This is a genomic window from Catenuloplanes indicus, assembly GCF_030813715.1.
Lineage (GTDB): Bacteria > Actinomycetota > Actinomycetes > Mycobacteriales > Micromonosporaceae > Catenuloplanes > Catenuloplanes indicus.
The window spans coordinates 3,684,136-3,710,259 of record NZ_JAUSUZ010000001.1; the positions used below are offsets into that span (position 1 = coordinate 3,684,136).

The following is a 26,124-nucleotide window of genomic DNA, read 5'->3' on the forward strand; positions in this document are numbered from 1 at the left end:
GAGCCGCGGACGCCCGCCCCATCCCTCGTGCCTTCCCTGGGCACCCCTACCCGGGAGAGACCGAGCCCTCCGTGGTGGCGCGTGGGCACACGCTCACACGGCCGGCCAGGCAGACGGAGTCCGGCCGCGGCCACGGTGGGCTCTGCCCGCCGGCGCCGGAACGGGATGGCTGCCGTACCGGCCGCGTTGATCGGCGGGCTGCACTGTTCGTACCAGAAAGCCACCGGGGGACGGACCCCACAAAAACGGCGGCCTCCGGACCCCCTAATCCCCCATCCCCCACCCCGGGGGTCCCCAGGGGGGTGGGTGCGGAACCCGGTCTCGTCCCCGATGTTCGGCGGGTCGCGCGGCACTAGCTTCGGTGTTCGGCAGCCGCTGCCCGACCACCGCGAATCCCTGAGAGGCTTGGCGCACGATGATTTCGACGCTGCACGACTTCGTACTGAACCTGATCACCGACCCGCAGGCACGGTCGATCTTCGAGCTGGACCCGGAGGCGGCGCTGTGCGCGGCCGGTCTGGGCGACATCACGCCGGCCGACGTGCAGGACGTGGTCCCGCTGGTGGTCGACTACGCGGCCGTGCCGGGCCTGGCCGGCCTGGCGCTGCCGACCGCGGCGGTGGAGGCGGAGGCCGGTGCCACCGTCTCCGCGACCGCGGTGGCGCAGCTGCAGTCGGTGACCGCGCACCTGTCGGCCGGTACGCACGCCCCGGGCGACCTGGGCAACACGGCCGCGGCCGCGGGCCTGGTGATCGACCACAGTGGCGTCGCGGTCGGCGTCGGCGCGCTCTCCGGTCTCGGCCTCGGCACGAGCGCGGAGGCGCTGGTCGAGGTGCCCCTCGGCCCGGACGGTGACCTGTCCGCGACGCTGGACGCGGACGTGACCGGCATCGACGGCGCGGTGAACTCGCCGGTCAACGAGCTGACCGGCACGGTGTACGACGTGGCGGACGGCGCGGGCCTCGGCTCGACCGTGACCGGCGTCGGCAGCACGGTCGGCGGCCTCGACGGCACGGTCGCGGGTCTCGGCGACACCGTTTTCGGCACGGCCGGTCTGGGCCTGGACACCGTGGGCAGCACGCTGCACGGCGTGACCGGCACGGTCGGCGGCGTGACCAGCGGCGTCACCGGCATCACGGACGGGCTGACCGCGGGCACCGGCCTGGACCACACGCTGACCGGCGTCACCTCGACCGTGGACGGGCTGACCGGCTCCACCGGCCTGCACGACGTCACCAGCCCGGTCACCGGCGCGCTCTCCGGGGGTGCGGCCGAGCAGCAGCACGGACCGGACCTGTCGGGCGTGACCGACATTCTGTTCTAATGAGCTTTTTTCAACCCGGCTAGGATCCAGCCAGGTTGATGAGGCTCGACCACCACGCCTCTGCCGCGCGGCCCCGGAGTCTCGGGTGCCGCGCGGCAGGCGTGGGAGCACAGAAACTGCCGGAGGTGACCGTGACGATCGGCTCGGTGGTGGCGCCGATGTGGGTGGACGTGCTCGACGCGTCGGTCCAGGCCTGCCTGGTGCACGGCCGCACGGACCTCGCGGCCCGGCTGCGCGCCCGGCGGGCTCAGCTGCTCGACCCGGCACTGTGGGTGATCGTGCTCGGCGAGTCCGGCCAGGGCAAGAGTCAGCTGATCAACGCGCTGATCAACGCGCCGGTCTGCCCGGTCGGCGACGCCGGCACGACCGGCACGCCGACCGTGGTCCGGCACGCGGAACAGCCGGGCGCGGTGCTGGTGCGGCGGGCCGCCCGCACCGCGCTCACGGTCGCGGAGGCGGCACCGCACATCCGCGGCCACGAGGCGCTGCGCGCGGAGATCGGGGTGCCCCGCGCGCTGCTGGCCGGTGGCATGACGCTGGTCGACACGCCCGCGGCCACGCCGACGACCGGCTGGCCTGCGCTGCTCGGCGGGCTGGGCGAGCATCCGCCGGCCGACACCGTGGTGCTCACGTCCGCCGCGACCGCGGAGCTGACCGTCGCGGAGCTGGACCTGCTGCGGGACGCGGCCGCGACCGTACCCAACGTGATCGTCGCGCTGACCAAGACCGACCTGGCCGCGGACTGGCGCGCGGTCGCGGACCGCAACCGGCAGCGCCTGGCCGCGGCCGGCCTGGCCGCCGCCGTGATCCCGGTGTCCGCGGTGCTGCGCCTGCAGGCCGCCCGCACCGGCGACGCGGAGCTGAACGCGGAGTCCGGCTTCCCGGAGCTGATCGCCCGGCTGACCCGGGACGTGGCCGGCAAGCCGCACGCGCTGGCCCGGACCGCGGCCGCGCAGGCCGCACGCGGCGCGCTGGAACAGGTCGCGGCACCGCTGCGGGCCCGGCTGACGTCCGCGTCCGCGCCGTCCCAGGCGATGGCCCGGCTGAACGAGGCGCAGCGCGCGCTGGACGACGTGCGGCGCCGGCAGGTCCGCTGGCAGAACACGCTCAACGACGACGTCGCCGACCTGGTGTCCAACGTGGAGTTCGACCTGCGCGACCGGACCCGGCAGATCCTGCGGAAGGTCGACGCGGCGTTCGAGACCGCGGACCCGATGACCGCGTGGGACGAGTTCGCGTCCTGGCTGGATCGCGAGCTGAAGGCGGCCGCGGAGGCGAACTTCGGCTGGCTGATCGCCCAGTGCGAGTGGATATCGCACCGGGTCGCGGCGCACTTCGGCGAGTACGGCCAGGACGCGCTGCCGACGTGGCGCATGCACGTGCCGGACGACCTGGACCGGATGGTCCCGCACATCGAGCAGCCCGGCGTGGAGAAGTTCACCATCACACAGAAGGCGCTGACCGGGCTGCGCGGCTCGTACGGCGGGATCCTCATGGTGGGCCTGGCGACCAGCCTGGCCGGCATGCCGCTGATCAACCCGGTGTCGGTCGGCGCCGGTGCGATCCTCGGCGGCAAGACCGTGCACGACGAGAGCAAGACGCTGCTGAAACGGCGGCAGGCCGCGGCCCGGACCCGCACCCAGCGGCACGTCGACGACTTCTTCCTGCTGGTCAGCAAGGAGGGCAAGGACACCGTCCGGCAGGCGCACCGGCTGCTGCGGGACCACTTCCTGGACCTGACGGACCGGTTGCAGGACGCGATCGTGCACTCCGTGCGCACCGCGAAGCTCGCCGCGGACGCGGACGTGGCACAGACCGAACGCCGCCAGCGCGAGATCGAGCTCAGTCTGCGCGAGCTGGCCGGCCTCTACCGCCAGGCCCAGCAGTTGCAGCCCGCATGACCACGGACCTCGCGGGTACGGTGCAGAGCCTGCTCGACGACACGCTGACCGCCTATCCCCGGGTGGTCACGCTGCGGCACCAGCGGCACCGGTGGACCGAGCCACTGCGGGTGGCGGTCGCGGGCCGCGCCGGGACCGGAAAGTCCACCCTGGTCAACGCGCTGATCGGGGACCGGGTCGCGCCGGTGACCGCGCCCGGCGACGACACCACGGTCTGGTACCAGGACGGCGCCGGGCCGCGCGCCACCGCGTACCCCCGGGACGGTGATCCTTTCGAATTGCCGCTGACCATGACGCCGGACGGGCCGCGCACCGGCGAGACGGACGGCGACCTGGTGATCCACTGGCCGAGCCGGGCGCTGCGGCAGATGACGCTGCTCGACACGCCCGCGGACGGCGCGACGCTGGACGACGCGGACGCGGTGCTGCACCTGACCCCGGCCGCCCGGCCCGCGGACCTGGAGCCGCTGCGCGCGCACCTGGACAGCGCGGTCGCCCGAGCCACGCCGATCGCGACCGTGCTGGTGCTGTCCCGGGCGGACGAGGTGAACGGCGGGCGTACCGACGCGTTCGTCACCGCGCGGCAGATCGCCCGGCGGCACGGACGCGACCCGGCCGTGCGCGACGTCTGCCTGCGCGTGCACGCGCTCGGCGGGCTGGCCGCCGCGACCGCGCGGACGCTGACCGACACGGAGTTCTCCACGATCGCGCACCTGGCCGCGCTCCCCCGCGCGGACACCGACGGCGCGCTGCTGAGCACCGACCGGTACCTGCGCGCCGGGCTACCGCCGGACCTGCTGCACCGGCTCGGGCTGCCCGGCGTCCGGCTGGCCACCGTGCTCGCCCGGACCGGGCACGACACCCGGCTCACACTCGCCGGTGAGCTGGCCCGGCGCAGCGGTCTCACGGAGCTGCGGGACACGATCACCCGCGGCCTGATCGCGCGCACCGAGGCACTGAAGGCCCGGGCCACGCTGCTGGCGATCGAGTCGGTGCTGGACGGACAGTGGACGCCGCGCACCGACGCGCTGCGGGTGCGGCTCGGCCGGATCCTGGCGGAGGCCACCGAGTTCCGGGAGATGCGGCTGGTCGCGGCGCTGCCGGAGCTGCCGGTGCGGTTCACCGCCGAACTGGAGGCGGAGGCGCACCGGCTGGCCGGCGGCGACGGCACGGACATCCCGTCCCGCCTCGGCCTGGACGAGCCGGCCGACGCGCCGACCATGCGCCGGTACTGCGAGGAGGCGCTGTTGCGCTGGCAGGTGCTGGCCGAGGGCGGCACCGCGGACCGTCCGCAGCGCCGCGCCGCCGCCGTGGTCGTGGAGAGCTGCGCCGCGATCCTGGACCGCCTCGGCGCCTGACCCGCCGGTCAGGTCTCGGCCGGTGGCGCGCTCATCGCCGCGGACAGGAACGTGATCGCCCAGCGCCGGGCCGCGTCGCCCGTGCCCGGGGACGGTCCGGTGTTGTAGCGGTCGACGCGGTCCACGGCCGTCACGGCGAGCACGCCGCGGATCCGGAACCACAGCTCCTCCGGGGTCAGCGCGGGCAGCGCGCGGGCGAACGCGGCCAGGTAGCGGTCGCGGACGTCGTTCTCGGCCGGGCCGGGCCAGGCGCGTGTCTCCTCGGCCGGGTCGCTGAGGATCGTCACGATCAGCCGGGACCGGCGGGCACCGCCCTCGTCGCCGCTCGGCATCCCGTCGAACATCGGGCCGGCGAACGCCTCCACCAGGTCGGCGACCGACGGATCCGGCGTGCGGGCGAGCAACCGGTCGAGCCCGGCGGCCTGCGCCTCGGTGATCGGCCCGATCGCGCGGCGGGCGACCGCGACCATCAGATCCGCCTTCGAGCCGAAGTGGTAGCCGACCGCGGCCAGGTTCGCCCCGGCGAGGTCGGTGACCGCGCGGATCGAGGTGCCGCGGTAACCGTGCTCGGCGAACAGCCGTTCGGCCGCGTCGAGCAGCTGCGTGCGGGTGTCGGGGGTCGCCACGAACGGCCACTATACGGTCGTATGAAAGAACGAACGTCCGGATGGGAGGCAGCTGCGGGTTTGCCGCGACCACCCGCGGGACCGGTGCCCGCGGGAGCGTACGGAACTCGCGCCGCCGGAAGCGGGAACACATGTCCTCTGGTCGGAAAACGACGGATCGCTCTGCGCGTGTCGCCGCGGCGGGCGGTACGGTTCTCGACCATGCGCATGGTCTTCACGGACGCACCCGAGGACGAGTTCTACCCCGCCCGTGACCGGCTGATCGACGCGTTCGACCGGTGGGCGCGGCAGGCACGCCGGGCGGTGGACTTGTTCGTGGCCGAGGTGCTGGTCGAGCAGCGGTGGAGCGTGGGCGACGGCCGGCTGTGCCGGTGGCAGCCGGAGGACCTGCGGTACGCGCTGATCGAATACTTCCCGCGCGGCGTCTCCACCCGGGAGTGGTCGGCCACGATCCCGACGCTGCACGCGTTCGTGGACTTCCTGTTCGACGCGGACCTGGCGGACGCGCGATGCGCGGACGCGGCCGTGCTGCACGCCGCGCTGGACGGGCTGACCGCGGAGTACGACGCCGCGATGGCCGACGAGACCCGGTTCGGCCCGGCGAAGTTCTGGTCGATGCGCATGCTCGACGCGGGCATCGACGTTCAGGACCACGACGCGGTGCAGGCGTTCATCGCGGACGTGCAGGCCGGCAAGGTCCCCTACGACGAGGCCGTGCTGGCGAAGGTGGTGCAGAACCAGCTGACCGAGGACGACGAGCCGCCGCCCGCGCTGCCGCCGGTCGACCCGCCGTCCCGGGAGACGGTCGCGGACGCGGCGGCCGGATCGATCACGCTGACCCGCCTGCTCCGCTTCACCGAATGGGTCGGTGACGGCCGTGCGCTCACGCCGAAGGGCAACCTCAAGCTCGCCGACGCAGCCGAGCTGATCTCGTTGCTCAGCCTGTCCGACGTGCTCGACCCGGCGATCGGTGACCGGACCTTCAAGACCACGAGCAGCGCGGAACTGTACGAGACCGGCCTGCTGTTCGCGTGGGCGAAGGAGGCGCGGTTCGTCCGCGTGGTCAAGGGCCGCCTGCTGCCGGTCAAGTCGGCCGCGAAGACGCTCCGGGACCCGGTGGCCGCCGCGGAGCGCGCGTTCGAGGCGTTCTTCCACATCGGCCGGGCCGTGTGCCCGCCCGCATACTTCAGCTCGATCGTGCCGTTCCGCGCCGACGAGTTCACGTTCGCGCTACTGATGGCGATGTACCTGGCACAGCGGCCGATCGAGCACGACGAGCTCGGTGAGATCGTCGGCGGGCTGGTCGAGGAGTTCCTCGGCTTCGACCCGGACGACAGCGAGACCGGCCTGGCCGCCGGCCTGCGGGTCCACGACCAGGATGTGGAGCGCCTGCTGACCCAGCTGGACCTGCTCGGCGCGGTCCGGCACGACGGCTCCCGCACGGCGCTGACCGCGTTCGGCACCGCGTTGTTCCAGGCGCACCTGCGCGGTATGCACGTCGAGGTGCCCACGATCGACGACCTGCTGGATGAGACGGCCGAGGTGGTGGTCGCGCTGGCCGCGAACACGCCGTCGATCACCGCCGCGCTGCTGACCCGCTGGCGCGACCACCGGCCGGAGGCGGCCCGCGCGGAGCTGCGCGCGCTCGCCGCCCGCACGGACGACCCGGAGCACCGGGCGCTGGCCGAGACGTACGGCGGACGGCGGCTCGCCGGACGGCCGCACGCGGTGTCGGCCCGGCGCCGCCCCACGCGACGCCGGCGCTGATTTTTCTCCGCCGAACCCTTGGCACTCCCCGGTCAGGAGTGCTAGAAAATTAGCTGTAGCCACTGCTCAGAGCAGTGAGCTCCTCGGCAGAATTGGTTGACAGCCGAGCGCCACACGCCTCGCCGGAAGGCCCGGCGGGCGACCTCGAGGAGGTGGGTTCCGTGGTGCTGACTTTCGATCCTTTCCGCGAGTTCGACCGCATGGCCGGTCAGATGTTCGGCGGTGGCACCGCGATGGCGATGCCGATGGACCTGTACCGTTCCGGTGACCACTTCGTCCTGCACTGCGACCTGGCCGGCATCGACCCCGGCTCCGTGCAGGTGGACGTGGACGGGCGCGTGCTGGTGATCCGCGCCGAGCGCTCCCCGCGCACCGACGCCGACGTGCAGTGGATCCGTCGCGAGCGCGCCACCGGCACGTTCGAGCGCCGCCTCACGCTCGGCGACGGCCTCGACCTGGACCGCATCGCCGCGACCTGGCAGGACGGCGTGCTGACGCTGACCATCCCGGTCGCGGAGACCGCCAAGCCGCGCCGCATCGAGATCAACACCGGCGGCCAGGTGCTCGAGGGCTCGTCCAAGAGGACCGCCGCGATCACTCGCTCCTGAACCAGACCCACATCGCAGAAGGCCCGCGGTTCGCGGGCCTTCTCGCTGTGTCGGGGCCGTCCGGCCGAATCGACGCACGCAGATATTGACGGGTATCGGATTATCTGTAAACTTTCTTGACAGAGAGCGCTCTCATCACTCCTCAAAACCGGAGGTATGCGATGAAACGCAGGATGAGTGCGCTCCTCGGCCTGGTGCTCGGCGGGAGCCTGCTCGCCGCCGTGCCCACGGTGCCGGCCTCGGCCGCGGCGGGCGGCCCCGACCCAGGGCAGGCCGGCGCGATCCGGCGGGACCTGCACCTCACCGACGCGCAACTGGCCGCCCGGCTGGTCACCGAGGCGGCGGCCGCGCCGATCGAGAGCCGCCTGGAGAGCACGCTGGGCAGCGCCTACGCCGGCACCTGGGTCTCGGCGGACGGACGTACCGTGATCGGCGGCGTCACCGACCCGGTGTGGGCGGCGGCGGTCCGCGCGGCCGGTGCCACGCCGAAAGTCGTCGGCCGCAGCCTCGCGGCGCTGGAATCGCTGGCCGCGACGCTGGACCGGCGCGCCTCCGCAGCCGGGAAGGACGTCCACTCCTGGTACGTCGACCCGGTCACCAACACCGTCACGATCACGGCGGCCAGCACCGCCGCGGCCGGCGCGTTCGCCCGTACCGCCGGGTTGCCCGCGGACGCGGTCTCGGTCCTCGCGGCGCCCGCGTACGAGCCGGTCTACGACATCCGTGGCGGCGACCAATACGTGATCAACAACAGCGTGCTGTGCTCCGTCGGGTTCGCGGTCGCCGGCGGCTTCGTCACCGCCGGGCACTGCGGCGGCGTGGGTGCGACCACCACCGGCAGCGGCGCCGCGCAGGGCACGTTCCGCGGCTCGTCGTTCCCCGGCGACGATCTCGCCTGGGTGCAGACGAATGCGAACTGGGTGTCCCAGCCGTGGGTGAACAACTACAACGGCGGCGTGGCCACGGTCGCCGGCTCCACCGAGGCCGCGGTCGGCGCGTCCGTCTGCGGCTCCGGCCGGACCACCGGCTGGCGCTGCGGCACGATCACCGGCAAGAACGTGACCGTCAACTACTCCGGCCAGCTCGTCTACGGCCTGGTCTCCAGCAGCGCGTGCGCGCAGCCCGGCGACTCCGGCGGCGCGTTCCTCTCCGGCAATCAGGCGCAGGGCGTCACGTCCGGCGCCGGCGGCGACTGCGCCTCCGGCGGCACCACGGTCTACCAGCCGGTCAACGAGATCCTGTCCCGCTACGGCCTGTCCCTGACCACCACCGGCGGGGGCGGCAACCGGCTGATCGGGCTGGCGAACAAGTGCATCGACGTCCCGAACTCCAACGCGGTCGACGGGCAGTTCCTGCAGCTCTGGACCTGCAACGGCACGGGCGCGCAGAACTGGGCCTGGCCCGGCGACGGCACGGTCCGCGCGCTCGGCCTGTGCATGGACGTCGCCTGGGGTTCCACCGCGAACGGCGCGGTCATCCAGCTCGCCCGCTGCAGCGGCAACCCGGCACAGCAGTGGGTGCTCAGCGGCGCCGGCGACCTCGTCAACCCGCAGGCCAACAAGTGCGTCGACGTCGTCGACTGGAACACCGCCGACGGCGCCCGCCTGATCCTCTTCGACTGCCACGGCGGCGCGAACCAGAAGTGGCGCCGCGGCTGATGCCGGTATGACCGGCGGGACGGCGCACGTCCGCCGTCCCGCCGCCTACGTCAGCGCGAGCTCGCCGCCGACCGATCGCGCGGCGATCCGGTGGCCCCCCTCGAACTCGACCTCCAGACCGAACCGCTCACCGGCCTCGTCGGTCTCCGGCCGCAGCGCGACGATCCGCCGCCCGCCACCGGTGACCGGCTGCCGGGTGTACGACTCCGGCGGCCACAGGTAGTCCGGCAGCGCCGCGTCCGGCCGCCGGTCGGTCCGCAGCGACCAGTCCGTCCACACCGTGCACAGCAGCGCCGAGCCGTCCTCGAGCACGATCTGCAGGGCGGCGAGATCGCCGTCCTCGTCGCGCACCTCGACCACCGCCTCGGCCATCGCCCCGACCAGCCCGAACTCGTCCACCGTCGCTCCTTTTCAGTTCCGCACCACGGTGGCACCGTTGTACCAGCCGTTTCCCGCCGGCCCGAGCGGGAACATGGTCACGAACGATCCGTCACCCTTGGTGATGAGCAGGTCGTTGCCCTGACGATAGAACTGGTAGTCGGTTCCGCCACCGCGCTGCGGGTTCCACGGGCCGACCCGCACCTCGTCCGGGGCGCCGTGCACCGCGTGGATGCGCTCCTCGAACCACCGGCGTGCCTCCGGATCGCTCGGATCCAGGCCGTAGTCCTTGGCGTGCTTGCCCCACTTCTTCCCGAACTGCCGGTCCCCGACGCCGCTCAGCGGCGGGCCGGTCCAATCCGGCGTACCACCCGGTGGTGCGCCGCCGTCGCCCGCGCCGCCTGGCGCCCGGCCGAGACCCGCGTCGTGCGCCGCCCGCTCCTGCCCCTGCGTGACGCTCCGGGGACGGCCGGGCCCGCCGGACCCGTCGCGCGTGCGGTCGCCACCGTCCGGCGGATCGCCACCGTCGCCGGTACCGGAGGGATTTCTAGGCCTGGCCATCGCTGTCCGACCCTAACAACGCCGCGCATCCCAGCCGCTCGCACACGGCGCGCACGATGTCGCCGGGGATCCAGTCCGCCGGGCGGAGATCCGCCAGCACCGCCCGGATCGCGTCGTGGACGGTGACGCCGTGCCGGGCCATCCGCCCGGCGATAACATCGCCGGGCGCGGCGTACGCCTCCGCGAAGTGCGGGCGCAGGCGCTCGGCGCTGCGGGCGTAGTCGGCCGCGATCGCATCCGCGGTGACGCCGGCCAGCGCCAGCAGGAGCAGGGACACCAGCCCGGTACGGTCCCGGCCGATACCGCAGTGCACGACCACGCCACCGGGCCGCGCCCGGGCGACGGCGGCGACCGCGGCCGCGCAACGCTCCGGGTTACGCGCCAGGAAGGGCCGGTAATGAGCGGCGTCCCGTCGATCTCCTCGTCGATGCAGCGATACCAGAACTCGGTGTCCGCGGTGTCGTCCAGCGGCAGGATCAATGAATGCGATGACCTCGCGGCGGGCCTGTTCGCTCAGTGACGGACGTTGCGCCATGCGAACCACCCCATCGCCATCCCCGGAGGCCCACTACAGGGACGTTTGACCAGCTCACGTAGCAGGTAGGTGCATTCGGGGCCGCCGTCGGCGGCCCCGGGCGGGCGCCAGGAGCGGCACACCGCCACCATCAGAGTGGTACCGTATCCGGTACAACCTTGGGAGGCATCGTGACTTCAGCGATCAGCGCCAGCGAGGCACGCAAGTCCCTCTTTCCGCTCATCGAGCGCGTCAACGAGGACCACACCCCGATCGAGATCGTCTCCAAGCGTGGAAACGCGGTCCTGGTGAGTAAAGAGGACTGGGACTCGATCATGGAGACCAACTACCTGCTCCGATCACCCGCCAACGCCAAGCGCCTCGTCGAAAGCGTCGAGCAGTGGCGAGCCGGCCGAGCCACCGAGCGCGAGTTCGGCCCCGAGGAGTGAAACTCAGCTGGACCGACCACGGCTGGGACGACTACCTGTACTGGCAGACCCAGGATCGCAAAACCCTCAAACGCATCAATGCGCTGATCGCCGACATCAAATGCGACCCCGACGGTCAGGGCATCGGCAAACCGGAGATCCTCCGAAACAACCTTGCAGGACTCCGGTCACGGCGCATCGACGACGAGCACCGCATGGTGTACGCCGTCGAGCCCAACGAGATCACCATCATCTCCTGCCGGTACCACTACGAGTAGATCCGGCCCTGTCGTTGCTGCTCAGCGGCGTTTGGCGAGTTCTGCCAAGCGCTCGCTGAGCGGGCTCACCCGTGGGTGCGGTGGCCGGTCGAAATAGCTTGGCTTGATTTCACGCATCAGCGCCTCACCGTCGCGGCCCCAGTCGAACCGTGGCCGTTTCAGCAGTCGCCGGAACACGACACTCGCCTTCTTCGGATCCCTCGCCGCAAGCCGACGCAGGACCATCGGCTCCACGCTGTCGTCCTCGAGATAGGACAGCGTGTGCTCGCGCCACCTGCGACGTCGCAGCAGTTCGGGGTTCACGAACGCTTCCTCCACGAGGCCGAACTCCGCGTAGAAACCGAGCCCGTCCGTCTCGTCGTAGATCAGCGCCACCGTCTCCGCCTCGGTCAGGTCCAGCGGCAACGACATCGACACCGCAGACGGGACGTCCTTCGGGTCCGGCCCGAGAACCGAGTCACGGCAGTACGTGTAGTAGCCGTCGAGCCGCTCCTGCGCCTGCTCCCCCGGGACCACCAGCAGGTCGGTGCCGAAGAACTCGACGAACCGTGCCCGGTCAGCACGCTGATGCTCCCACGCCTGCGCCAGCTTCTCTGGATTCCGGAACACTGCTTGCGGCGTACGCAACGACATGTCCAGCGCGAGCTGATAGGCGATGTCCCGCTCGCTCCCACGCAGGGTCTGTACCGGCCCGCTCAGCATCCACTCGTCACCGACCGCAACCAGCCGGGCGATGATGAACGAGCGGCGCGGCATCTGCTTGAACACTGCCGGGCCCATGTTCGACCGGACCCGATACGTCAAATCGTCAACCAGGCTCTCCACCACTAGCGCTGACCCGTCCTTGCGCTGAACCTCGAACGGGCCCTGCACCACATCGCGCCAGCCGAGCACCATCTCCCGCTCGACCTCCGGCAGGTCCGGCCGGGCATCCACGAACTGCTCCACCACCGTCCGGCCGTTCGCCAGCCGGTGCTCCAGGACGAAACAGTCCCAGAGCAACATCCACCGCTGCTCATCGGCGTCTTCCAGGCCGTTGCCGTACTGGGCCAGAAAACTCGACGCAGCCCGGTCGTAGCGGGGCTGTTGAGAAAACGCCACCAGCTCGCCCTTGAGGTCACCAGCCCGTCGGAGCAGCGCGGCATCAGACATCGACATGTCACCAACCTATGAGCTGTCAGAGCCAGACCGGCGCGGGGTGCCTCGTTCGGGTGATCAATCGATCAGACGCCGAGCGAGGCGCTCGGCGTTGAGTCCCCGCATTGCTCCGTCGACGGCCTCCGGGTCGGTGAGGTCGATACCGCGGGCCGCCAGTTCCGCGGCGATCTGCTTGGCCGGACCCCACGCCGCCGCGTCGTCGAACGCCTCCTCGAACGCGGGAAGGAACGTGTCGACAGCCTCGACCACCGGACCGATCCACTCCGGGTCGACCGCACGACGTTCCAGGGCGTACCGGATCCAGCGCCGCAACACGTCCGGCAGCGCGGCGCGCTGCTCGGCGTCCAGCGCCGCCTTACGCGGCAGCCAGTCGGCCAGGAACAGGCCGACCTGTCCCGGGCTCCAGCACAGGGGACCACTGGTCATGTAGCCGTCTCCGTAGTCCAGGAACAGGTCGGCCAGCGACCTGGCGACCGTGGCGTCGACCGGCGCGAACCCGCCCACCAGGCGCTCCCGTTCCTCATCGCCCATCGGCTGCCAGTCACGGAAGTCCGGCAGGTACGGAAGGCATCGCGACCAGGCCAGCGCCCGCAAGTCGACGAAGTCCTCGTCATCATGGCGGGGCCAGGTCATGTCAGTGGTCCGCAAGGCGTCCGCCAGCTCCGCCAGCGCAACCTCAACCGGGCACTCGACCGCCGGCATCGGCACCTCGCCCGGCTCACGCAGCCGGTCCCACGTCTCCTCGGCCCCGGGCTGCAGCACTGCCAGCTTGTCGACCAGCACACCGCCGGCAAGGGAAATCTGCGCCATCACCGTGTGCGGCGTCTGCCCCGCGAACTCAACGAACAGCACATGCTCGCTGTCCCAGACATCCACCGCCCGCCACGCCCGAACCGGCTCGAAGGCGGGAACCGCGAACCACGGCGGCGCCGACTGGCTCTCCGACAAGATCTCCAGGGTGCCGTCCAGCATCGACCACTCACCAGGAGCGGCGACACGGCGCAGCGCCGCCACCGCGGCCAGCCCATGCGGTGACGGCCGGGTCGACGCCCGGCCCACCACCTCCAGGTGGAACGTCTTTTCCGGCTCACGCTCGCCGAACCCCGCCGCCGACCACGCCGCGCCAAGCCACCCACTGGCCCACCGCTCGACCTTGAGCACACTGTCCTCGGACGCGATCGTGACCGCGTCACGCATCAACCGGTCCGACAACCGCAGCTCACGCACCGGGCGCTGCGGACGCTTCGGCTTACCTCGTCCCGCGGGACGACCACGACTCTTGGGCATGTACCCATCTACCACATACGCCCCGGGGCGACAGGCGAGCGACCCGCGTCGCGCAATGCCACATTTGACCTGTTCGAACACGCAGGTCAGGCGTGAAGTGGGCCGGACGTTGCACCCATGCGAACCACACCACCACCGTCCCCGGCAACCCACTGCCTGGACGTTTGGCCAGCTCACGCGGCAATCACAGCCCGGTGTGAGCGCTGACTCCAAGCGGCAGCGGCTGCGGGCTGCCCGGCTCGCAGCCCTACCAGGAATCCGGACCCGCCATACGGTCGGGCTGGCTCCATCGTTTCCGGCCGGTCAGAACTCGACCACGACGGCCGGATCGGTGAGCGCGCGGCGTAGTTCGCCGAGGTTACCAATGGTGGCGAGCGGGGACATGCGGGCGACATCGACGATCGCGGTGAGCGACGCCTGGATGGTCGCGTTATCGCCGGTTTCGCGGGCTTTGGCGAGGTCCTCGAAGAGCCGGTCATGAATCCTGTCCGCCGCGGCGAAGGCCCGGTCGAAATACTCGCGGACGGTTTGCGCTGCAGTGTCGAGGCGTTTGATTTCGATGTCGCGGCGGGCGCGGATCTCTTCGCGGCGGGTGGCCGCGGTCTCCCGCACTTCGATGCCCTGCTGCCGTGCGTTGATCAAGGTTTGCAAGGCGGAGACGACATCCGTGGAGTTGACCACGAACGTGGTGTTCGTGCCGGCCGGGGTGGACTCGGGCTGGCTAATGTCGTAGTCAGGCATCCGGGGACTCCGTGTCGTCGCTGGCGTGGGTGAGGATGAGCTGTTCGGTGGCCGCATCCAGATTGCCGCGTTCGTCGATGATCGGCGCGGTGATGATCGCGGTGAGGGACGCGACGTAGTCTCGGGCAAGGTCGAGGCGGTCACCGTGGAACTGGTCGTCGTACGGTTCGGATTCGAGCAGGTCGAGGGCTTCGACGGCGGGCCTGGTCAGTCGGGCGAGAATTCTCTCCAGCTGGCCGGCACGGGTGGCGGTGGCGCGCATGAACTCACAGCCGAGGTTCAGCTCGGCGATGTCCTCGTCGATCGTCTTGCACGCCTCGGCGGCCTGCGCGATCGCTTTCACCGTTTGGATCTTGGCGGTCACGCCGATCACGGCTGCGCCGGCTCCAACGGCGGAGGCTTTGAGGACGAACCGGCCGCCAGCCCGACCGAGGCCGCCCAGGCTTTTTGGGCCGCTGCCGAAGAGCGCTTCGACGGCGTTGGTCGCAGGCTGGCCGCGGAGAGTCTTGATCATCCGGCCAGTGCCGGCCTTGCCCCATTTCACGGCGATCCGTTTCAGGATCACCGGAACGGCCCCGGCGACCTGGCCGGCGATGACCACGCCGGGCACGAGGTCGGTGACGTCCAGACCGGGGATGGCTACGTCGAGCGCCTCAGTGCTCATCGCATAGTCGGCTTCATCCAGGAACCGGTAGTCGACTGTTCGAACGTTCACGCCCAGGGCAGCGACGAAATCTCGCAGCCGGAACACCACTTCTTCGCGTGCCTGCTGTTTCGCCTGGGAGAGGGATCGCAGCGCACCGTTGGTCTGGTCTCGTTCGGCGCACAGCCGAACGAGGGTGGCCTCACGACGGGTATCGCAGTCGGCGAGCCTGGCCTGGGCCAGATGCACTTCTCGCCCCCCGGACACCAGCGTCACCGCACTGCCGACGACCAGCGCCCCGCTGGCAGCCAGCAACCCTACCGAGAGTTTCGGTATCGCCAACGCCGCACCTCTCCCCAAGGCCACGCCGGCAGGCCCGGCACACATCGCCTGCGAATGGTATCGACTGTGGGGTAGGTGGGCGAAGGCTCGCGGGTTGACCCGGCATCCGCCTCCGCCGCCTACGACTCGACTACCACGTCGGCAACTTCGCGATGCACGGTGAGCCGAGGAAGCTTTGTTAACGGACCCGGCGGACGTGGCCGAGCCCTCGGCCGGCCGCTGTGAGGGGTTGGCGCCCGTACTTCCGCAGTTGCCCCGTGGTGCGGTTCTCCGATTCGGAGCTACGGGAGTTCCTCACGACCACTGGCGCCGCCATGGTCTGCGGCTATACCCGTAGCGTCGGCTGGGTTGAGGCTGCGGCGTTCGAGACGGTTCTGCTGGATGTCCTGGCAAACAGCCCTCGGCAGGACGGTGCGGAGCAGCGTCTGGTTCCGCCCGCTGGGCCGCACTCTCGGCGGGTCTCGGGTTCAGGGTCGCGTATGCGAGCGGGAAGAGCTGGCGCCCTCGACCTTACGCTTCGGCTCAGGCCGTATGAGGAGCCTGGGTCCTTACAATCGATTAGGTTCCTGCCGTGATCATGCGTGCACAAATCGTACGGATTCGCCGAGAACAGCATCGGCGCCCTCAAGGTCGGACAGTCGGGCGGCCAGCGTGGCCAGCGCGAGCCGTTCCGGCAGCGCTTGGCTGAACTTGAGTCCGTCGAGGGCCTTCTTGTTGACGTCGGGGAGGCAGAGTCGCTGGCTGGCGTCGGCGATGAGTGCCCGCCATTCGGCGGGGGTGACGTTTTCCCGGAGTCGGATGTGCCGGTCGTCGAAGCGCTGGATCGGGTCGACGACCTCCGTTAGGGTCGCGGCGAGGGTGGCGTTCGCTCGGAAACCGGCCCAGGTCCACCACTGGAGGTCGTCGCCGCGGTTGTCGCGCAGAATGACGCTTCCGCCTGGGTGCACAAGCGGGGATTCATCCTCACGCACCTGCGCGAGACGATCGATAGCTCGGCGGGTGAGTTTCACCGGCGGGTTCGCACCGAGCAGGACTTCACGCATGGCACGGCTCAACTCGAAGCCGAGACCCGACCAGCCGCCGGTTGTCCAGCGGGCCTTGCCGCCGCCGTCGGCGGGTTCGACAAAGCAGCGGCGGCGGCGCCAGTCGATGTAGGTGACTCGCCAGCTGCGTCCGTTGAGCAGAAGGCGTCGGTCGTCCTGGACTTCTTCGGTGAGTAGAGCTGGGTCGACGCGGCCGAGTTCTTCGCGGCCGACGAGCACGGTGAATTCGGGTGCGCCGGTGAAGACGGCGGTCATGGTCATGAAGTGCCGGTGTCCGAAGCGCCGTTCGGCTTCGGGCCCGATGAAGAGCATGCCGCCGTCGCTGTCCAGGTAGCCCTGATCGATCAGGTGGCGCAGGATCGGGTCGGCGCTGCGGTCGAACGGGGCGAGTCCATTCCACCACTGCGGCCATGTCTGATCTCCTGCTCGGTGTTCCTGCAGGCAGAGCGCGAGTATCTGCTGGGCAGCGATGTGCCTGGGTTCGGGTGGCGCGATGACAGGCTCCACCCATCCACGCCCCCAGAGCAACAGCAGAGCAGCGGCTTCGAGCAGAGCGTCGCCGTCGCGGGCGAGGAACAGGCAGTTGCGGATGCTGCCGGGCCGGCGGCCGGTACGGCCGAGGCGCTGGAGGAACGATGCCACGGTCGTGGGGGTGTCGATTTGGATGACGCGGTCGAGGTCGCCGACGTCAATGCCGAGTTCCAGGGTGCTGGTGGAGACGATGACGCAGTCACGTGCTTCGGCGAACGCTTCCTCCGAGCGGCGCCGTTCGTCGGCGGAGAGCGAGGCGTGTGACAGAAACGTGGTGATGCCTTTGCCTCGTAGGAGGCTGCCGAGTTCTTCGACCGCTTGCCGGGACTCGCAGAAGACCAGGCGCTTCTCCCCGGCGTGAAGGCTAGCGATGATCTTGGCGGCGTTCTGGAGGGAGCCGACGTAGTCGAGCTCGATCTCTCCGGGCGGCACAGCGGGAGCAGGTTCTCCCGGTACGAGGACGGGCAGGTCTGGCGCGACGACGCGGGCTGGCCGGGTACCGGCGCCCGAACCTTGCAGCCAGGTCAGGAGCCTGTCCGGGTTACCCACAGTCGCGGATAGCCCGACCCGTTGTACTGGTCGGCCGATCAGGTGGGTGAGGCGCTCCAAAACGGCCAGCAGGTGCCAGCCTCGGTCGTCCCCGGCGAAGGCGTGAACCTCGTCCACCACGACGGCCTGCAATCCGGCGAAGAACGCCCGGTGGTCGACTTTCTGGCTGACCAGCATCGCCTCCAGAGATTCCGGGGTGGTCAGCAGCAGGTCAGGGCGTGCGGCCAGGATGGCTTGCCGGCGGGACGCGGTGACGTCGCCGTGCCAGAGGGCGGCCTTGCGGCCGAGCCAGTCGGCGTACCGGTCCAGCCGGGGCTGCAGGTTGTTGAGCAGGGCTTTGAGTGGGCAGAGGTACAGCACCGATGTACCGGACCAGCTCTCCACGGTCATGCGGGAGAGAAGCGGGAAGGCCGCGGCCTCGGTCTTGCCGCCCGCGGTCGGCGCCAGCAGCAGGGCGTCCTCGCCGGCTAGCAGCGGCTCGACTGCCGCTTCCTGCAATGGCCGCAGGCCGGGCCACTGCAGGGAGTTGACGATGTGGTGCAGCAGGACCGGATGCAGTAGGTCGGTGCTGCTCACAGGTCTAGGGCGATCTCGTCGGCGCTGGCGGCGTTGCGCTCTACGTCGGTCATCTCGGCAGTGGTCATCGTGGGCGCGTAGTGCCGACGCGGGTCGAAGTCGGAGAACTGATCGACCCGGTCCAGAACGTCACTGACGAGCTTCTTGAGGTAGAGGCGGGGCACGATGCCGACCTTGCCACCGAGTCCGCCGGCCACGGCCCGCGCGAGCTGATCGAGGTACGTGTCGTCGATGAGATCCCGAACCCGCTCGGCTGCGGATGATCCGTCGGCGTAGAGGTCCCGGACCCGGCCGCCCAACTCGACCAGGGAGTCGATGGTGAAGCCCGGTAACCGGATCTGCACGGCGCGCGGGTTGTCGAACCGAGGGTCGGTGTCGAAGTCGACGGCGAGGCGCTGTGCCAGGGGTGCCAGGCGTTGCACTCCCTGTTGCCCGTCGTAGAAGGCGGGTGTGCCGGTGATGATCAGGTACAGGCCGGGGAAACGGCCGGAGTAGACCTCGTCGATCAGTTGCCGTAGCGCGTTCAGGGCCTTGTCGCGGGCGTCGGAACGGACCCGCTGCAGTGTCTCCACCTCGTCGAGCACGAGCAGCAGGCCGGGATGGCCGCTGTCGCGCAGCACCGCGAGAAGTCCCTGCAGGAAACTCAGTGCGGCGAAATGATCGAGGTTGCCTTTGACACCAGCCACCCGTCGCGCGGCGGCTGCCACGTGCGGTTGGCCGCCCAACCAGGCCAGGACGGCGTCGGCGGTCGCGGCGTCGCCGGACAGGCCGGCGGTCCGGTAGCCGCGGAGGGCGGCAGCGAAGGCGGGGGCGCTGCGGCTGACCTCGGCGAGACGCTGATCCAGGAGGACGCTGACCGCGCGGTCGAGGGCTGCCGCGTCGTCGGGGTCGACATCGCCGGCGGCCAGCACGTCCTCTTCCAGGGCGTAGAACCAGCCGTCGACGACCGGGCGTAACGCGCTGGGCGGGAACGTCGTGGTGGTGAGCCGCTCGGTGAGCCTGCGATAGACCGTTTCCAACTTGTGCAGCGGTGTCTCGTTCTCCGAGATCTGCACCTCGGCCGTGGCGAGGTTGACGCGTTTGGCCCGCTCGGCGATCCAGCGTACGAAGAACGTCTTGCCGGAGCCGTACTCACCGCGGACGGCTTTGAAGACCGAACCGTTGGCGGCGACCGCTTCCAGGTCTTCGTCGATGGCGCGGTGGAACCGGTCGAGACCGACGGCGAGGAGGTCGAGACCTGCCGAGGGTACGGCGCCGCGGCGCAGGGCGTCGATGACTTCGCGTCGTCGCAGCGGGCTGGCACTGGTCACGAGCGCTCCCCAGAGAGCCGGAACTGCTCGCGCAGCAGGCGGATGTCCAGCCGTACGGTGCGCCCGTCGTCGATCAGGGTCAGCACCGGGTAGTTGTCCACATTGAAGACGCGCTGCAACGTGGAGACGAAACCGGTCGCACGTGCGGGGATCTCACCGGCGCGTTCGGCGAGGACGGCCGCCGGCAGCACGCCTTTGGCCTCCACCAGGGCGCGCAGCGCCGCTTCGACCTTCTTGATGTCGAGGCGACGCGGGGTGAGGGCGTGCTGTGCCGCGAACAGTTCGCTGTCCTTCAATTGCTCGACGAGGTTGGCGTCGGCTGTTGGCGGTGTCGTTGTCGGCGTGTCCTGGGGGATGTCGAACAACGTCTCGCCGGCAGCGGGCGTGACCGGCGGCTTGCGGCGTGACTTGGGTGTGGCGGAGGGGAGCTCCGGTGCCGCTGTCGGCGAAGGTGTGGCCTGCTGCCACCAATCCGGGCTGCGCACCTCGACCGCTGACCAGCCCGCCGGTACGTCGGTCACGTGCGGCAGGAGGAAGGCCAGCAGTGGGATGGTGACCTCGGCCAATGACGCTCCGCCGTGGTAACCGGCCTTGCTGGGCCGGTAGCGCAGCCGCGGATCCCACAGCGCGATAATCCGGTTGTCCGGGGCGACGACCCGCGGCCCGGTCAGCTCCACCTCTCCCGGGCCGGCGGGGCCTAGACCGGTCCGATGCCGGGCGGAGGCGGCGTCGGCTGCCCGCACATGGTCACCGCCACGTTCCAAGACGTGCCCGTGGTCGCTGGTGATGACGACGGCCCGGCCGGACGACCGAGCGAGGTCGAGCAGGCTGCGCAGGAACCCGACGTCGCCGATCTGCCAACCGGCCTCGCTGCCCTCCCGGCCGTGGGCGAGCGACTCGTCGACCGTGTTGATCACGACGGCCACCAGGTTGCCCGAGTCTGCCACCGCGTCGGCCAGGTCACCGGCGAAAACTTCACCAGCACCGCCGCGCGCCGGCCCTTTGTGGAAGACCTTGGCGTCCTTGCCCCAGCGACCGTCGGCGATGAAACGCTTCTCGTTGTCCTGGCTGCCGCTGCGCAGAGCACCGGCGAACAGCGACGTTCGAGAGACCGCGGTCAGGGTGGGCAGAGCGGCGACGACACCGCGCCGCCGCGAGGTCCCCGACCCGGCGAGCGGATCGTATTCCACCCAGTGCTGCGACAGCTCATCGGCCAACTGGATGGCGACGGCCGCACTCATCCCGTCGAGTACGACGAGAAGCACCCGCCGATTCGCCCGCAGCAGAGGCTCGACGACACGCGGGAGCAGGTTCTCGACGGTCAGCAGCCCGCCGTCGTTGCCAGGCCCGGCTGTGGCCCATGCCTGTAGCCGGCCCGCGAATGACTCGTCCAGGCCGCGCCGCCGTTGCCGGGCCCGCTCGTAGATTTCGCGGAAAGCCGCCTGCAGTTCGGGATGCACGTCGTCGCCGGCCCAGACGTGGTCGACCGCCACATCCACCCAGCCCCAATCGGCGATCTGCCGGTCCACGCCGTCGGCGACGCTGGCCGGCGGTGGGACCGTTTCGCCGAGCCAGCGGACCAGTCGCTGGGCCATCTGAATCCGGCGGACACGTTCAACCTCGGCGGTGGCCAGGTCATGGTCGGCCAGGCTACTGACCGCCGCGTCGAGTGCCGGGTCGCCCGGTTTGTCGAGGGCGGCCAGCAGCGTGGTGGCGGCGGTGCTGATCCTGCGGGTGAATCCGGTCCGAAGGATCGGGCTGGCGGCCGCACTGGAGACCGCACCGAACTGGAGGAGCAGCTCTTCGGCACGATCCAGCACAGCGTGCCCGTCCCGCCGGACCTCCGACTCCGGCGCGGACAACATCCCGCGGACCACCTGAACGACGGCGTCGGCGAAACCGGTAACGGTCGCGTCGTCGTCCAGTTTGCCGAAGTACTGATCGATACGTCCCCGGGCCCGGATGGCCTCATTGCCACGGGCCTGCCAGACCGCGTGACAGACCAGCCCCAGCGGCAAGGCGTCGTCGCCGTGACCAGCGTCGACGAGCGCGAACAACGCTCGCGCGGGCCGACCGTACTGACCGGTCAGCCACTGTTTGAGGCCTTCTCGTTCAGCGGCTCGCAGCAGCCCGAACGCTTCGACCGCTCCGGGCTCGGAACTCCACCGCAACAGGGCATCGACGTCGAGATCGTCCGGCCCGGCGCCGCGCCGGTCCAAGCCGAGGCGTACGGCGGCGAGGTGCCGCAAAGCGACGTCGCGGGTCAGCACCGGCGTGGTCAGCTTCGGCCAGCCCGCCGGCGGCATCGCATCTACAAGCGCTTCGCCGGCCCACGCCTCCTGCTCCAGAGCGCTGTCCGGTTGCCGGGCACCGAAAGCCTCCACCACCAGGTCCCAGGGTTCCATGGTGATGACTCGATGACGGAAGACGCGGCTGCGGACACCATCACCGAGAGCGGCCTCGGCGAGATCGGTAAGCAGCACCAGCACCTCATCCGGCCGGTCGGTGACCAGTTGGTCCCAGATCGCCAGCGGGGATCCGCACGCCACGACGCGGGCGGTTCGCCCGTCGGGCAGCGAGATCGTCGGGTCGTGCGGCCAGACCGGCTCGGCGCGCAGCAGGATCACCGGGTACGCGTTGCCGTTACGGTGCCGTTCGAGTTGCTGGGCGACCTTCTGCCGCAGGGCGATCGGATTGACCCGCAGCGCCCGAGCCGACGTGGATGCCTGAGTCACGGCACAATTCTCCACGTCACCTCGATGGCGCCGCTGTCGTGCTTGGCGGCGAAGGCACGCACCTGCTCGACGGCCTCGTCCACGGATGCAGCCCTCACGGTGATGCGCCCGGCAGGCGGAACATCATCCCCGCCGCCCGGCTTCGGAGGAACGATGATCGGCGGGTTGACGACGGGCGGTGTCGGCGGTTTGCGGGTTGCACGGCGCAACAGTTCGGTGGCGGCACTTCGCGCACGACCCAGGACGGGTGCCAACGGGGTCGTCAGCTCGTCGGCACGGGCCGCAGCGCGTATCTCCGCGATGATCGACGTGGCCTCGAAGGCGTGTGGTTCCGGCAACCCGGCGATGATCTCGAAGGTGTCCCACGGCGCACCGGCCAGTGCCGAAGCCACCTGAGCCGCGCTCTTGACACTGCGCCCGGTGCGATCGGCCGGGCCGCCGAGGTCGGCACGGGCCAGCCGCTCGATGATCTCCACCACCGGTAGCCCTTCGTCCAGTGCGGTGAGCAGCTCGGATGCGGCACGGGCGGTCGCCAGCCGGCCGGGGCCGGACTCCAGGTCGATCTCCAGCCACTTCGCATGCTGTTCGAGACGGGCGACAAGGTCGTCCGCGGCGGCACGGTGCTGGGCGGCCTGCCGGGCGAGGTCCCGCCCGAAGATCGTCATCAGGCGGCCCCGCCGCAGCGCGTACGTTCGGAACCCGAAGATCGCCATGGCACGGCTCTGGGCTTCCTCCCAGTCCTCCGGGCTGGGCAGCCGCTGCTCCCGCAACGCATAGTCGGTGTTGATCCGCCCGGGTTCCGGTGGTGGGCTCACCTCGCCGCCGTGCAGGAAGAACGCCCGGTCGCTCTGCTCGGCGAACGTCGCCACCACGAGCTGGGCCACGATCGGGTCGAGGCCGCGCGGGTTCGGATCGTCGATCCACCGCAGCAGGTCACCGACCCGGATCTCACCGTCGATGCCCTCGCTGGCGGCCTTCTGCTGGAAATGCTGCGCCCAGCGGCTCTCGATGACGAACGCCGCCTCGTGCATGGTGCCCAACTCAAGAGGGTTCGCGATGCGGCGCATGATCTGCCGGTGCGGCCTCTCCACCTCGACCCGACCCTCGGTGGATTCGACCGCCCGGCGGACGTAGTCGAGGACCGTCTTGACGTCGGCCGCCTTGACCAGGTCGCCCTTGCGGTCGGGGTCGAAGTCCGGGTGAGCCGGGTACTGCTGGGTCAGCATCTGGTCGCCCAGGCTGCGCAGCGCATCAGCGAACGCCGCCCCGATCGGCAACTTCGGCTCCAAGACCCGGGTGAGTGGCTGCAAATGGTCGTCGAACCCGATCCGAACGTCGGTCGGCAGCTTCGAGGCCAAGCCGTACGCCTGGCGCAGCACGTTCTGCATCTTGGTCAGCAGCGCGCTGCGCTGATTGGTCAGAGCGGCGTGGGCACGACGCCGGTCGTCGGGGTTGAGGTGCTCGGCGTGACTGTCGAAGCGCTGACCTTCGAGCAGCTTGTCGATGATCACAAGCTTGCCCAGCTCGTTGAGGCGCTCCACGGTCAGCGCGGCCGGAATCCAGCACACCGTCCGTGCGGTCGTCCTGCTGAGCAGCTCCTGCACACGGTTCCGGTCGTCGGCGGGGCCGTGGCTGCCGTCGTCGAACGGGTAGTCGATGATGATCCGCCAGTTGGACGGGCTGTCGGGGTGGAACGACTCGTCGCGGATGTCGTTCGCGTCGCGCACGTTGCCGTACACCAGCTCGATGGTCCGGCGGCTGCCGCGCCAGGTCAGACCGGCCTCGGCGAAAAACGAGTCGTTCCAGGTCACGCCGAGCTGCTGCCACAACATCCGCTGGACGATGTGTTTGCGGGCGCCCTCGTTGTCGTAGTGCTTGGCGGTGGACAGCACGCTGCCCACGTCCACGCCGACCAGCTCCAGCGAGACGACCGGGTCGTCACCCTCACTGATCCGGATCTCGGGGAACTCGCCGGCCCAGTCGCCGAGCTTGCGAGAAACCTGGGCGACCTCACCGCCGGGAATGGGGCTGGTGATGCTGCCGTGGTTCAGTGCCGACAGCCGCCGGGCCGTCAGGTTCCGCAGTGCTGGCACGCTCGGCGCCAGCGAGGCCAGCAGCAGCGTCTTGATGAGCCGGTCGTCGCCCGTAAACGCCCGCACCCGGCCAGCCACGTCGGGCGGGAGGGTGGCACCGCGGCGGGCCGCGTCCAGGTCGTCGTCGGTCAGGCCGTACTGCCCGAGCAGGTACGGGCGCATCTTGAGCGCGTACAGCTTCTGGGCCATCTCGAACTCGGCCTTGAGCTTCTCGGTGAACGGCTGGTCACCGCCGCTGCTGATCACGTCGTAGAGATCGCCGAGCGGCACCAGTTGGCCGAGGCGCAGCGTGTCCCGGCGGTCGACCAACAGTTGGCGCATCAGTTTCAGGGCGGTGCGGGAACGCTGAAGCGCACTGGAGACGTGGACCAGCGTGGACAGAAAGGCCGGGCTGAACGGGTACGTCTTCCGGAAGGCATCAATGTCGGCCCCGCTGGCCGAGTCCGTGCCGAGCAGTGTGTCGAAGACTTCCCGGCGAACCTTGGTGGTGGCGTCGAACGCACGAGAGATCGCGACGCCGGCCTCGTCGGTCAGGGGTTTGAGGACCCGCTTCCTGGCGATCTCCGGAAGGTTGCGGTCCTCCAGTTGGATCACGTCGAAGCGACCGCTGGCCAGGTTGAGGGTGTCCTGGTAGCTCAGCTCGTTGGCGCCGGTCACCTCCTCGCCGACGAGTTCGCGCAGGTCACGCTGCCGGGCGATGAAGCTGATGATGGGAATCGGCCGGCGGGTGTTGCCGCCCTCGACGAAGTTGGTGATCTTCTGGATCTCGCGAGAGACGAACTGCTGGTCGCCGATCGAGTTGGCCAGCCACAGAATCAGCTCGTCCAGGAAGAGGATCAGCCCGTCGTACCCGAGCTCCTCCTTGGCGTGCCGGCTGATCTCGGTCAGGCCGCGGTCCAGCGAGACGAACGCCTCGGCGTCCTCGCGGGCGTTGCTGAAGAAGCCCTTGTTCCACGTGGTCAGCAGGTCGTTGACCAGCTTGCGGCGCAACTCGTCGGCGTACGCCCCGCCGAACGCCTGATCCAGCAACTCACCGGTCCAGAACTTCTCGGTCTCGCCCCACTCGTCCTCGGTGTCGCCGCCCGGCAGCCCGTCGATGAACTGCGCGTCGCCGATCCGCCGGCGCAGGTCGGTAGCTTGCTCCAGAAGCGCGTCGGTGCGGTGCACCGCCGGAATCGGCTTGTCCGGGTGCAGCGCCCGCACCGTGTCGACGTAGCCACCGAGAACCCGCTGCTCCAACGAACGAGCATCAAGCAGGTGGTACGGGATGAGCAGGAACCTGCGCCCGTCAAGCCAGGCACTGTGCTTGTTCAGCAGCGGCGCGAACTCGTCCCGGCCTCGCGCCGCCTGGTCACCGCGCAACAGTGCGTGCAGGACCGCCATGAAATGCGACTTACCCGAACCAAACGAGCCGTGCAGGTAGGCGGCCTTGGAAGCGTGCCCCTCAATCGCCGACCGGATCAGCCCGAGCGCCTCGTCGAAGTTGCCCAGTAGCCGGTCGGTGACCACATACTCCTTGAGCGTGGCACCGGAGTCGGCGACGCTGTCGGCGAGCTGGAGCACGAAGTCGCTGGTGCTCGTCCGCTCCGGGATATCGATGACCTCACGGAGCAGCGGCATGGCGCTGGGCTGTGACATGCCGCTTACCGTATAACTCCAGCGCTGGAGTTATCACGCCGCTCCGCCGGGTGACCGATAGAACGATCAGCACACCC

The 26,124-nt window shown here is 70.2% G+C and carries 20 protein-coding genes and 1 pseudogene; 9 read left to right on the forward strand and 12 right to left on the reverse strand.

All coding sequences use genetic code 11. The annotated features are described in order from the left end of the window. Positions 1-415: 415 nt before the first annotated feature. The 3 genes from J2S42_RS16560 (at position 416) to J2S42_RS16570 (ending at position 4,583) form a co-directional block, all read left to right on the forward strand. Entirely contained in the window at positions 416-1,324 is a 909-nt protein-coding gene (locus tag J2S42_RS16560) for an IniB N-terminal domain-containing protein (protein WP_307240158.1), read from the forward strand. A 125-nt stretch (positions 1,325-1,449) separates the two neighbouring features. After that, positions 1,450-3,225 carry a dynamin family protein gene (locus J2S42_RS16565; RefSeq protein ID WP_307240160.1) on the forward strand — a complete coding sequence of 592 codons (1,776 nt, stop codon included), beginning with the start codon at positions 1,450-1,452 and terminating at the stop codon, positions 3,223-3,225. After that, a complete protein-coding gene (locus J2S42_RS16570) occupies positions 3,222-4,583 on the forward strand; it encodes a GTPase family protein (protein ID WP_307240162.1) in 1,362 nt (453 codons plus the stop codon). Before J2S42_RS16565 ends, J2S42_RS16570 begins: the two co-directional genes overlap by 4 nt. An 8-nt stretch (positions 4,584-4,591) precedes the next feature. Here the strand turns inward: J2S42_RS16570 and J2S42_RS16575 are convergent, their stop codons facing one another. Next, the gene (locus tag J2S42_RS16575; RefSeq protein ID WP_307240165.1) at positions 4,592-5,209 is read right to left on the reverse strand and encodes a TetR/AcrR family transcriptional regulator; all 618 of its coding nucleotides are present in this window, start codon (positions 5,207-5,209) and stop codon (positions 4,592-4,594) included. Between the two features lie 201 nt (positions 5,210-5,410). Here J2S42_RS16575 and J2S42_RS16580 point away from each other — a divergent pair, with 201 nt between their 5' ends. The 3 genes from J2S42_RS16580 (at position 5,411) to J2S42_RS16590 (ending at position 9,242) form a co-directional block, all read left to right on the forward strand. Next, on the forward strand, positions 5,411-6,976 hold the full coding sequence (locus J2S42_RS16580) for a hypothetical protein (RefSeq protein ID WP_307240167.1): 1,566 nt from the start codon (positions 5,411-5,413) through the stop codon (positions 6,974-6,976). Positions 6,977-7,137: 161 nt separating this feature from the next. Beyond that, positions 7,138-7,584 (forward strand): Hsp20/alpha crystallin family protein, encoded by a 447-nt coding sequence (locus J2S42_RS16585; protein ID WP_307240169.1) that lies wholly within the window; start codon positions 7,138-7,140, stop codon positions 7,582-7,584. A gap of 161 nt (positions 7,585-7,745) precedes the next feature. Beyond that, the gene (locus tag J2S42_RS16590) at positions 7,746-9,242 is read left to right on the forward strand and encodes a ricin-type beta-trefoil lectin domain protein (RefSeq protein WP_307240170.1); all 1,497 of its coding nucleotides are present in this window, start codon (positions 7,746-7,748) and stop codon (positions 9,240-9,242) included. A 45-nt stretch (positions 9,243-9,287) separates the two neighbouring features. Here the strand turns inward: J2S42_RS16590 and J2S42_RS16595 are convergent, their stop codons facing one another. From J2S42_RS16595 to J2S42_RS16605, 3 genes are read right to left on the reverse strand one after another with little or no spacing between them, the layout of a single operon-like run. Continuing rightward, complete coding sequence (locus J2S42_RS16595) at positions 9,288-9,641, reverse strand: hypothetical protein (protein WP_307240172.1); 354 nt, start codon at positions 9,639-9,641, stop codon at positions 9,288-9,290. A gap of 12 nt (positions 9,642-9,653) precedes the next feature. Further along, positions 9,654-10,181 carry a hypothetical protein gene (locus J2S42_RS16600; protein WP_307240173.1) on the reverse strand — a complete coding sequence of 176 codons (528 nt, stop codon included), beginning with the start codon at positions 10,179-10,181 and terminating at the stop codon, positions 9,654-9,656. After that, positions 10,168-10,716: a tyrosine-protein phosphatase gene (locus tag J2S42_RS16605; RefSeq protein WP_307240175.1), complete on the reverse strand. Its 549-nt coding sequence runs from the start codon at positions 10,714-10,716 to the stop codon at positions 10,168-10,170. Before J2S42_RS16605 ends, J2S42_RS16600 begins: the two co-directional genes overlap by 14 nt. A gap of 170 nt (positions 10,717-10,886) precedes the next feature. Between J2S42_RS16605 and J2S42_RS16610 the strand changes: the two genes are divergently transcribed. Together J2S42_RS16610 and J2S42_RS16615 are read left to right on the forward strand one after the other, a co-directional pair. Then, on the forward strand, positions 10,887-11,144 hold the full coding sequence (locus J2S42_RS16610; RefSeq protein WP_130511265.1) for a type II toxin-antitoxin system Phd/YefM family antitoxin: 258 nt from the start codon (positions 10,887-10,889) through the stop codon (positions 11,142-11,144). After that, positions 11,141-11,401 carry a Txe/YoeB family addiction module toxin gene (locus J2S42_RS16615; RefSeq protein WP_307240179.1) on the forward strand — a complete coding sequence of 87 codons (261 nt, stop codon included), beginning with the start codon at positions 11,141-11,143 and terminating at the stop codon, positions 11,399-11,401. Before J2S42_RS16610 ends, J2S42_RS16615 begins: the two co-directional genes overlap by 4 nt. 21 nt (positions 11,402-11,422) lie before the next feature. Here the strand turns inward: J2S42_RS16615 and J2S42_RS16620 are convergent, their stop codons facing one another. The 4 genes from J2S42_RS16620 to J2S42_RS16635 form a co-directional block, all read right to left on the reverse strand. Next, the gene (locus J2S42_RS16620) at positions 11,423-12,559 is read right to left on the reverse strand and encodes a hypothetical protein (protein WP_307240181.1); all 1,137 of its coding nucleotides are present in this window, start codon (positions 12,557-12,559) and stop codon (positions 11,423-11,425) included. A 57-nt stretch (positions 12,560-12,616) separates the two neighbouring features. Beyond that, on the reverse strand, positions 12,617-13,786 hold the full coding sequence (locus J2S42_RS16625; protein ID WP_307240183.1) for a hypothetical protein: 1,170 nt from the start codon (positions 13,784-13,786) through the stop codon (positions 12,617-12,619). Positions 13,787-14,149: 363 nt separating this feature from the next. Next, positions 14,150-14,587 carry a hypothetical protein gene (locus J2S42_RS16630; protein WP_307240185.1) on the reverse strand — a complete coding sequence of 146 codons (438 nt, stop codon included), beginning with the start codon at positions 14,585-14,587 and terminating at the stop codon, positions 14,150-14,152. Continuing rightward, complete coding sequence (locus J2S42_RS16635) at positions 14,580-15,572, reverse strand: hypothetical protein (protein ID WP_307240187.1); 993 nt, start codon at positions 15,570-15,572, stop codon at positions 14,580-14,582. Before J2S42_RS16635 ends, J2S42_RS16630 begins: the two co-directional genes overlap by 8 nt. A gap of 128 nt (positions 15,573-15,700) precedes the next feature. Here J2S42_RS16635 and J2S42_RS16640 point away from each other — a divergent pair. Next, a pseudogene (locus J2S42_RS16640) lies at positions 15,701-16,107 on the forward strand (DUF6642 family protein); the annotation flags it as partial. A 40-nt stretch (positions 16,108-16,147) separates the two neighbouring features. Here the strand turns inward: J2S42_RS16640 and J2S42_RS16645 are convergent. Genes J2S42_RS16645 through pglY form a run of 4 tightly spaced genes read right to left on the reverse strand, consistent with a single transcriptional unit; the run spans position 16,148 to position 26,047 of the window. Continuing rightward, complete coding sequence (locus J2S42_RS16645) at positions 16,148-18,271, reverse strand: DEAD/DEAH box helicase (protein ID WP_307240189.1); 2,124 nt, start codon at positions 18,269-18,271, stop codon at positions 16,148-16,150. Further along, positions 18,268-19,581 carry a BREX system ATP-binding protein BrxD gene (brxD, locus tag J2S42_RS16650; RefSeq protein ID WP_307240191.1) on the reverse strand — a complete coding sequence of 438 codons (1,314 nt, stop codon included), beginning with the start codon at positions 19,579-19,581 and terminating at the stop codon, positions 18,268-18,270. The genes J2S42_RS16645 and brxD overlap by 4 nt, the downstream gene beginning before the upstream one ends. Continuing rightward, positions 19,578-22,316 (reverse strand): BREX-2 system phosphatase PglZ, encoded by a 2,739-nt coding sequence (gene pglZ, locus J2S42_RS16655; RefSeq protein ID WP_307240193.1) that lies wholly within the window; start codon positions 22,314-22,316, stop codon positions 19,578-19,580. Before pglZ ends, brxD begins: the two co-directional genes overlap by 4 nt. Then, the gene (pglY, locus tag J2S42_RS16660) at positions 22,313-26,047 is read right to left on the reverse strand and encodes a BREX-2 system ATPase PglY (RefSeq protein ID WP_307240194.1); all 3,735 of its coding nucleotides are present in this window, start codon (positions 26,045-26,047) and stop codon (positions 22,313-22,315) included. The genes pglZ and pglY overlap by 4 nt, the downstream gene beginning before the upstream one ends. Between the last annotated feature and the right edge of the window lie 77 nt (positions 26,048-26,124).